The following is a 7,928-nucleotide window of genomic DNA, read 5'->3' on the forward strand; positions in this document are numbered from 1 at the left end:
CTGTCGTCCGACGCGCTCAGGGAGCTGCGCGACCGGCATCCGCTCTCCGCGGTGCTTCCTGTCGTCCAGAACCTCCTGATCCGGCATTCGCTCGAGTCCGGTCTCATCGTCGCCATCGGAGACGAGTCGGGCAGGCTGCTCTGGATCGACGGCGACCGCACCGTGCGGCGCCAGGCGGAGGGCATGCTGTTCGTCGAGGGAGCCGACTGGTCGGAACGCCGGGTCGGGACGAGCGCCCCTGGGACGGCGCTCGCGCTCGATCACGGAATCCAGATCCAGCGGGCGGAGCACTTCAACCGGCTGGCGCACTCGTGGAGCTGCACGGCCGTGCCCATCCACGACCCCGATTCCGGCGTCATCCTGGGCGTCATCGACGTCACGGGAGGGGACGACGCCGTAGGTCCGCAGACCCTTCCGCTCGTCGAGGCCGCGGCCTGGGCGATGGAGGCCGAACTGCGCATCCAGCGGCTCCGCGATCGAAACGACAACGGACCAGGGCACGGAGGCCCGCGCGATCGCGCGATCGTGCGTGTCGCCGGATTCACGCAGGCGCCGCCGCCCACGACCCAGAGACGCCCGACGAATGCGCGGGTGTCCGTGCTCGGGCGCGACACCGGGTTCCTCGAGAACGGCCTCCGGTCCTTCGAACTGAGTCCGCGGCACGCCGAGATCCTGACCCTGCTCGCCTGGTACCGGGACGGCCTCACCGCCGACCGGCTCTCCCAGCTGCTGAGCGACCAGTCGAACTCCGTCGACAACCTGCGCGCGGAGATGGTTCGCTTGCGGAAGGTCCTCGACGGGACGGCCCCGCCCATCTCGATCGCCTCCCGGCCGTACCGTCTCGGTTCGCCGGTCGAGCTGGATGCGCAACGCGTGCTCGCCCTACTCGAACGTGGCGCCCACCGGGTGGCGCTCGGCACCTACCGCGGGCCGCTGCTGCCCGCCTCCGTCGCCCCCGGCATCGTCGAGATCCGCTCGGAGATCAGTTCCCGGCTGCGGCAGGCGCTGCTGAGCGACGCGAGCCCCGACCTGCTCCTCGAGTACGCCCGCAGCGACGAGGCGGCCTGGGACGAGGAGGTCTGGCGCGCGTGCCTGGAACTGCTGCCGCCCCGGTCGCCGAAACGGGCATCCGTCGTCGCTCGCCTCGCGAAGATCGAGGCGGACCTCGCCGAAACCGGCGCCCCGGGTGGCGGGCGCAACCTCCCGCAACCCTGACGCAACGGTCCCTCCGCGTACGCTCGGGCCAGGTCCGCAGCAGGCGGACCCCACCGACAACGTCGTCGACGAGGAGAGAAATGACCGTCTATGCCAACCCCGGGACCCCGGGCGCCAAAGTCACCTTCAAGCCCCGCTATGAGAACTGGATCAACGGGGGCTGGGTCAAGCCCGTCAAGGGCCAGTACTTCGAAGACATCTCTCCGGTGAACGGGAAGCCGTTCGCCGAGGTCGCCCGCGGAACGGCGGAGGACATCGAACTCGCGCTCGACGCCGCCCACCGGGCCGCGCCGGCCTGGGGCAAGACGACGGCGACGGAACGCGCCGCCGTGCTCAACAAGATCGCCGACGTCATCGACGCGAACAAGGAACTGCTCGCCGTCGCAGAGACCTGGGACAACGGCAAGCCGATCCGCGAACCGCTGAACGCCGACCTGCCGCTCGCGAGCGACCACTTCCGCTACTTCGCTGCTGCGATCCGCTCGCAGGACGGCGACCACGCCGAACTCGACAACGACACCGTCTCGTACCAGTTCCACGAGCCGCTCGGCGTCGTCGGCCAGATCATCCCGTGGAACTTCCCCATCCTGATGGCCGTCTGGAAGCTCGCCCCCGCCCTCGCGGCAGGGAACGCGATCGTGATGAAGCCGGCGGAGCAGACCCCGGTGTCGATCATGGTGCTGATCGAACTGATCGGCGACATCCTGCCGCCCGGCGTGCTCAACATCGTCAACGGGTTCGGCCTCGAGGCGGGCAAGCCGCTTGCGTCCTCCCCGCGGATCCGCAAGATCGCGTTCACAGGCGAGACCACGACGGGCCGCCTCATCCTGCAGTACGCGAGCGCCAACATCATCCCTGCCACGGTCGAACTCGGCGGCAAGAGCGCGAACATCTTCTTCAGCGACGTCGCCCAGGAGCAGGACAGCTTCTACGACAAGGCCCAGGAAGGTTTTGTGCTCTTCGCCTTCAACCAGGGCGAGGTCTGCACGGCACCGAGCCGGGCGCTCCTGCAGAAGCCGATCTACGAGAGCTTCCTCGGCAGCGCCATTGAGCGCACCCGCAAGGCGATCCAGGGCAACCCGCTCGACACCGACACCCAGGTCGGGGCCCAGGCGAGCAACGACCAGCTCGAGAAGATCCTGTCCTACATCGACATCGGCAAGCAGGAGGGCGCCCGTCTCGCCCTCGGCGGTGAGCGTGTCGACCTCGGCGGTGACCTGAGCGGCGGCTATTACGTGCAGCCGACCATCTTCGAGGGCAACAACAAGATGCGCATCTTCCAGGAGGAGATCTTCGGGCCGGTCCTCGCGGTCACGAGCTTCTCCGACTACGAGGACGCCATTTCGATCGCCAACGACAACCTCTACGGGCTCGGCGCGGGCGTCTGGTCCCGGAACGGCAACGTGGCATACCGGGCCGGGCGCGACATCCACGCCGGCCGGGTGTGGGTGAACAACTACCACCACTACCCTGCCGGCGCCGCGTTCGGCGGGTACAAGAGCTCTGGCATCGGCCGCGAGAACAACAAGCTCGCCCTCGGGCACTACCAGCAGACCAAGAACCTGCTCGTGTCCTACTCGGAGAAGCCCCTCGGCTTCTTCTAAACGGCATCGTGCCGAAGGGGGCCGCCGGTATCGACCGGTGGCCCCTTTCGGCCGTCCCGCAGCTCGACTACCGTTGGTGCACATCCCGCCCGATGACCATCGAGCGTGAATCGAACGATGAAAGGCCAGGCAATGTCGCCAGCAGCGCCCTCAACAACCACGGTCATCGCCTCCGTCACGGTTCCGGGGGAGACCACGCCGCGCGTCGAGTTCACGCCGGCCGCCGTCGACACCCTGCGCGAGCTCTGGGCCGAGTTCGGACCGCTGATGTTCCACCAGTCGGGCGGATGCTGCGACGGCAGTTCGCCGATGTGTTTCCCGGCCGGGGAGTTCATCACCTCGGACCGCGACGTGCTGCTGGGCCGGCTCGACATCGCGCCGGCCGGTGAAACGGCCCAGGCCGTCGACTTCTGGATGTCGGCGGAACAGTTCGAATACTGGAGCCACACGTTCCTGACGGTCGACCTCGTCCCCGGCCGGGGCAGCGGCTTCTCCCTCGAGGCTCCGCGCGGCGTGCGTTTCCTGATCCGGTCCCGCCTGATGGAAAGCTTCGGCTGAGGGCTCGTTCGGGAAGGTCGTGCCCATCCCCGGTCGTTCGTGACTCGCGACAGGGGGTGGCCGAACCTGCGGAGTGCCCGTTGGCGCGCCTTTGGCTCTCAGCCTCCGGGCAACTACACTCGTTTGAGGCCGATTCGGCCGCGCACCTTCCTAACTGAACTGAATGAACGGAAACGCTTTCCATGGCATCAACCGCCGATATCCGAAATGGCGTCGTCCTCAACATGGACGGCCAGCTTTGGGCCGTCACCGACTTCCAGCACGTCAAGCCGGGCAAGGGCGGCGCTTTCGTTCGCACCAAACTGAAGAACGTCGTCACGGGCAAGACCGTCGACCGCACCTTCAACGCCGGAGCCAAGATCGAGACCGAGAACGTCGACCGCCAGGACTTCCAGTACCTGTACGCGGACGGCGACTCCTACGTCTTCATGGACGTCTCCGACTTCGACCAGCTCACCGTCTCCAACGTCGTCGTCGGCGAGGCCTCGAACTTCCTCCTTGAGAACCAGAACGTCACCATCGCCCTCCACAACGGCAACCCGCTGTATGTCGAGCTGCCGGCATCCGTCGTGCTCGAAATCACGTACACGGAGCCTGGCCTGCAGGGCGACCGCTCCACCGGCGGCACCAAGCCCGCCACCGTGGAGACCGGGTTCCAGATCCAGGTCCCGCTGTTCCTCGAACAGGGCACCAAAGTCAAGGTCGACACCCGCACCGGTGACTACCTCGGCCGCGTCAACTAGTGAGCGCACGAACGAAGGCGCGTAAGCGCGCGCTCGACATCCTGTACGCCGCCGACGTGCGGCAGACGACGATTCCCGAATCGCTCGCCGCCGAGGCGCAGCGGGCCGCGAGCGAACCCGCGCGGATGGCCTCCTGGCTGTACGCGCGCGAGATCGTGGACGGCGTCGTCGATCACCGCGAGGAGATCGACGAACTCATCGAGACCTACTCGCAGGGCTGGACGCTCAAGCGGATGCCGGTCGTCGACCGTGCCATCCTGCGGATCGGGATCTGGGAGATCCTGTTCAACGATGCCGTTCCTCACGCCGTCGCGATCGATGAGGCCGTCGAGGCCGCGAAGATCCTGTCGACGGATGATTCGGCCGGGTTCGTCAACGGATTGCTCGGCAGGATCGCGCAGACGGCCCCGCCGGCGTCGGCTGCTCCCGCAGCACCCTAGGCTCGTCCGCACCGTCCCGTACCGTTCGTCCAGGGGAAGATCATGAGCAACGACAATCCAGAGCCGTTCCCGTCCTACCCGGACCAGTCCGGTCTGCCGGCGTCCCCCGAGCAGGGAACGCCGCATCAGGATTCGCTCCAGCCGTACCCGCAGCAGGACTACCGGCAGCAGGAGTACCCCCAGGTGCCCCGCACGAACACGCTCGCGATCGTCTCTCTCGTGTCCGCGTTCGTCGTGTCCCTCGTCGCCGTGATCACGGGGCACATCGCGCTCGGCCAGATCGCACGCCGCGGTGAACGGGGGCGCGGCCTCGCCATCGCGGGTCTTGTGATCGGCTACGTGGGACTGGCGTCCACGGCCGTCCTCATTGTCCTCTCGATCCTGTTCGCTGCGGCCTTCGGTCGGGTCTTCCTGAACATGGCCCAGCACGGCGGCTTCGGCGGGCCGGTCACCTCGGCGACGAGCGAACCGGACGCCTCGCAGGGCCTCCTGCCGAGTGGCACGCTCGGCGCGGCCCACTTCGACGATGGTTACGTGTCCGTCGGCACCGGCAGCCAGATCGTCGACGAGTACATCGACCCGATGTGCCCGTACTGCGCCCAGTTCGAGGCGACCAACGGAGCGCTGCTCGCGAGCCGCGTCGATGACGGCTCGATCACACTGCGCCTGCACGCGCTGACCTTCCTCGACCAGGCCTCCCAGGGCACGTACTACTCGAGCAGGGCATCCTCCGCGCTCACCTGCGTCGCAACACTCGCTCCGGACTCGACCCTCGACTACCTCGCGGCCCTGTTCGCGAACCAGCCGCAGGAGAACACCCAGGGCCTCACTGACGCTGAACTCGCTGCGCTTTCGCCGGCCGGTACGGACATCTCCGGCTGCATCGCGCAGGGCGACTACCAGATGTGGTCGGAGGCCAACACCGATGCCGCCCTCAACGGGCCCATCCCTGGAGCGGAGATCGATTCGATCCAGGGCACGCCGACCGTGCTCGTCGACGGGGCGCAGTACCCGGGCCGACTGACCGACAGCCGTGAGTTCGAGGCATTCCTCGACTCTGGCTCAGGATCCGGCCAGTCGACGACCGAGGGGTCGTCGGGCGCCTGAGCGCAATCCGGCCTGGCTACAGGACGGCGTAGAGGCCTTCGAGGGCGCTCGCGATCGAGTCGAAGCTGCCGATCCGCTGCCCGTCTTCGTTGACCAGCAGGAACCCGCGCGGCGTGCGCTCGAGGATGCCCGCGAGTTCATCGGTCACATCGTGACGGACCTCCCAGCGCGCCGGGCCGGCGTCCACGACGGAAAACAACTGAACGAGGTCCGTCCGGTCCATTCAAATCCTTCATCTGTGCGTGCTTTCGCCAGCGGATGCCTGCCGCGGGACAATCCTGACGTGTGCCGGGCCCGACCGCAACTTCTGTTCGGTGAACACCCGGTGACGGTGTCGGCGTGGTCCAGGCGGAGCAGGTCAGGCGGGCAGGTCAGAGTGCGATGGCCAGGGCCAGGATCCGTGAGCGCGGCTGATCGGCCCAGGTGCCGGAGAGGTGCTCCGGGACGCCGCCGGTGGGCGTCCGGGCCGCGAGAACGCTCGTCTCCGCAGTAGGGCTGCCGGGCACCCTGAGTACGACGAGGCGCAGGGAGCCGGCCTCGACCACGGTCGAACCGAGCTCGTCCCTGGTCGAGAGAGCTGTCGTCGACGACAGTGCCGGGGTGGACGCATCCGTGGTCCCGCTGCCTGCGACCGTCGCCGTGGACTCCCGGAAGACGAGGTCCCCGTCGACGTCGACGAACTCGTCGGCCTGGGTGCCGCCGCGGTGGATGGTCGTTGCGAGCGCGGCGATGTAGGTGGGATCCCCGGTGGCGTCGTATGTCCAGCGACGACCCAGGACCGAGTGTTCCATCGTGCCGATCAACCAGGCGTCGCCGCCTTCGAGGGGCGCATCGCGATACGTCAGCGGCACCTGGAGCACCGGACCGTCGCCGGCACGCACGAGCAGCGTTTCGATGCCGACCTCACCCGCCGGATCGTCAAAACGGTATGCCGCGACGGCCGTCAGGGGGGCGGAGGGATCGCCGGCGAACCAGGACTGCATCCGCAGCCAGGGTTCGACGAGTTCAAGCTTGGACGGCCGAAGCTGGGCCCGGTGGATGAGTGCCATGACCTCGATGGTAGGGCACGTCCGCCTGGCAGAAAGGGCTGTCAGGCCGGAGACGTCTAGAACAGCCGGGAAGTCCGTATCCGTCCGCACGTCGCCGACTGGTCGGCGGCGTTGAGGTCACTCCGCCACTGTCGGCGTGAGCCGTCGGCTGGCAGACTGGGGGCGTGAATCCAGAGCCGATCCCGTCGTCCGCTGCACCAGACGGTCTGCACGCGTCGTCGCCCACGTCGCGGGTCGACCACTATGCCACTGGTGAGACCAAGGCGAGCGGGAGCACCCTCGATGGCGAACTCCACGGCGAGTGGGAGTGGTTCCGCACAGACGGCACGCTGATGCGTACGGGAGAATTCGACCGCGGCCGCCAGATCGGCGTTTGGCGCACCTGGGCCAGGGACGGCAGCCTCGTCAAGGAGACCCGCTTCCGCTGAGTCGCTCACTGACTCGATTCCGCGCCCTCCCGCAGCCGGCCGACAGGATCTCGGACCTCTGCTGCGCGATGTTCCGCACGTCGGTGAGCGTCCCGAACTCAGGAGTTCCATGCGGCCGGGTGGGATCGGCTGCACTTGTCCGCGGACCCGAGTTACCCGCCCGGGCGGATCTCCTGAATTCGGAACCATGGGCAGGAGAATCAACCGTCTTCAGGTGTGAAAGTGGAAATATGAAGCGCAAAATTATGTGAGTAAGTCTCGCATTCGTGTTCGATTCGGGGTAGAATCGGGGTATGGCAGGAGCTACGGATCCCCAGTCACACACCCCGCAGGCCCAAGATTCAGTGGCCGCGGGCGATCAACCCACCGTTGGTGTCGAGTCGGCCCATCCGGTTGCGGTTGCGGTTGCGGTTGCCGAGGGTTTCGAGGGCGCGGAGGGTCTGGCCGGGTCGGTGCCATCGGTTCATGCGGATGCTGTCGCAAGGCTCGCCGAGGCGCAGGCGGTTCTCGCAGACGCCCTGGCGGCGATCCCGGTGGGGCTGCTCAGCGATACAGAAGCGGTGACGGCGCTGAGTACCGTGGAGGCGATCGGTCGGACGGTGGATGCGGCCCGGGTGAGCACGGCGACGGATGTGGACCGGAGGGCCCGGGTGCTCGGCCGGGAGGGTCTGGCCTGGCGGATGGGCTGCACGGGCCCGTGGGATGTACTCACCCGGGTGACGCGGGTGTCGGCCCGGGAGGTGAAGCGGCGCACGAAGCTCGGCGACGCGGTGTTGCCGCGGCC

General features: G+C 67.7%; 11 protein-coding genes. 7 read left to right on the forward strand and 4 right to left on the reverse strand.

The annotated features are described in order from the left end of the window. The 6 genes from QN357_RS16145 to QN357_RS16170 all read left to right on the forward strand — a co-directional run. Nucleotides 1-1,215, forward strand: a 1,215-nt coding sequence (locus QN357_RS16145) for a GAF domain-containing protein (RefSeq protein WP_323505192.1), incomplete at its 5' end; no start/stop codon positions are given. An 80-nt stretch (nucleotides 1,216-1,295) separates the two neighbouring features. Further along, on the forward strand, nucleotides 1,296-2,819 hold the full coding sequence (locus QN357_RS16150) for an aldehyde dehydrogenase family protein (protein WP_134449465.1): 1,524 nt from the start codon (nucleotides 1,296-1,298) through the stop codon (nucleotides 2,817-2,819). 132 nt (nucleotides 2,820-2,951) lie between these two features. Beyond that, a complete protein-coding gene (locus QN357_RS16155) occupies nucleotides 2,952-3,377 on the forward strand; it encodes a DUF779 domain-containing protein (protein WP_134449466.1) in 426 nt (141 codons plus the stop codon). 182 nt (nucleotides 3,378-3,559) lie between these two features. Continuing rightward, nucleotides 3,560-4,120: an elongation factor P gene (efp, locus tag QN357_RS16160; RefSeq protein ID WP_134449467.1), complete on the forward strand. Its 561-nt coding sequence runs from the start codon at nucleotides 3,560-3,562 to the stop codon at nucleotides 4,118-4,120. After that, a complete protein-coding gene (nusB, locus tag QN357_RS16165) occupies nucleotides 4,120-4,560 on the forward strand; it encodes a transcription antitermination factor NusB (RefSeq protein ID WP_134559877.1) in 441 nt (146 codons plus the stop codon). Before efp ends, nusB begins: the two co-directional genes overlap by 1 nt. A gap of 42 nt (nucleotides 4,561-4,602) precedes the next feature. Continuing rightward, nucleotides 4,603-5,667 carry a thioredoxin domain-containing protein gene (locus QN357_RS16170; protein ID WP_322135776.1) on the forward strand — a complete coding sequence of 355 codons (1,065 nt, stop codon included), beginning with the start codon at nucleotides 4,603-4,605 and terminating at the stop codon, nucleotides 5,665-5,667. A gap of 16 nt (nucleotides 5,668-5,683) precedes the next feature. Here the strand turns inward: QN357_RS16170 and QN357_RS16175 are convergent, their stop codons facing one another. Beyond that, a complete protein-coding gene (locus tag QN357_RS16175) occupies nucleotides 5,684-5,890 on the reverse strand; it encodes a hypothetical protein (protein ID WP_134449470.1) in 207 nt (68 codons plus the stop codon). Between the two features lie 148 nt (nucleotides 5,891-6,038). Next, the gene (locus tag QN357_RS16180) at nucleotides 6,039-6,716 is read right to left on the reverse strand and encodes a CG0192-related protein (RefSeq protein ID WP_322140828.1); all 678 of its coding nucleotides are present in this window, start codon (nucleotides 6,714-6,716) and stop codon (nucleotides 6,039-6,041) included. Between the two features lie 164 nt (nucleotides 6,717-6,880). Here QN357_RS16180 and QN357_RS16185 point away from each other — a divergent pair, with 164 nt between their 5' ends. Continuing rightward, nucleotides 6,881-7,144: a toxin-antitoxin system YwqK family antitoxin gene (locus QN357_RS16185; protein WP_198413362.1), complete on the forward strand. Its 264-nt coding sequence runs from the start codon at nucleotides 6,881-6,883 to the stop codon at nucleotides 7,142-7,144. 341 nt (nucleotides 7,145-7,485) lie between these two features. Here the strand turns inward: QN357_RS16185 and QN357_RS16190 are convergent, their stop codons facing one another. Together QN357_RS16190 and QN357_RS16195 are read right to left on the reverse strand one after the other, a co-directional pair. Beyond that, nucleotides 7,486-7,611: a hypothetical protein gene (locus QN357_RS16190; RefSeq protein WP_255454590.1), complete on the reverse strand. Its 126-nt coding sequence runs from the start codon at nucleotides 7,609-7,611 to the stop codon at nucleotides 7,486-7,488. After that, on the reverse strand, nucleotides 7,608-7,928 hold a 321-nt coding region (locus QN357_RS16195; RefSeq protein ID WP_323505193.1), incomplete at its 5' end, for a hypothetical protein. The genes QN357_RS16195 and QN357_RS16190, both read right to left, overlap by 4 nt.

The organism is Cryobacterium sp. RTC2.1 (assembly GCF_035018685.1).
Classification (GTDB): Bacteria; Actinomycetota; Actinomycetes; order Actinomycetales; family Microbacteriaceae; genus Cryobacterium; species Cryobacterium glucosi.

Coding starts and splice junctions, on each gene's coding strand:
- QN357_RS16175 (WP_134449470.1), bottom strand. CDS start 5,890: ATGGACCGGACGGACCTCGTTCAGTTGTTTTCCGTCGTGGACGCCGGC.
- efp (WP_134449467.1), top strand. CDS start 3,560: ATGGCATCAACCGCCGATATCCGAAATGGCGTCGTCCTCAACATGGAC.
- QN357_RS16190 (WP_255454590.1), bottom strand. CDS start 7,611: ATGAACCGATGGCACCGACCCGGCCAGACCCTCCGCGCCCTCGAAACC.
- QN357_RS16180 (WP_322140828.1), bottom strand. CDS start 6,716: ATGGCACTCATCCACCGGGCCCAGCTTCGGCCGTCCAAGCTTGAACTC.
- QN357_RS16170 (WP_322135776.1), top strand. CDS start 4,603: ATGAGCAACGACAATCCAGAGCCGTTCCCGTCCTACCCGGACCAGTCC.
- QN357_RS16155 (WP_134449466.1), top strand. CDS start 2,952: ATGTCGCCAGCAGCGCCCTCAACAACCACGGTCATCGCCTCCGTCACG.
- QN357_RS16150 (WP_134449465.1), top strand. CDS start 1,296: ATGACCGTCTATGCCAACCCCGGGACCCCGGGCGCCAAAGTCACCTTC.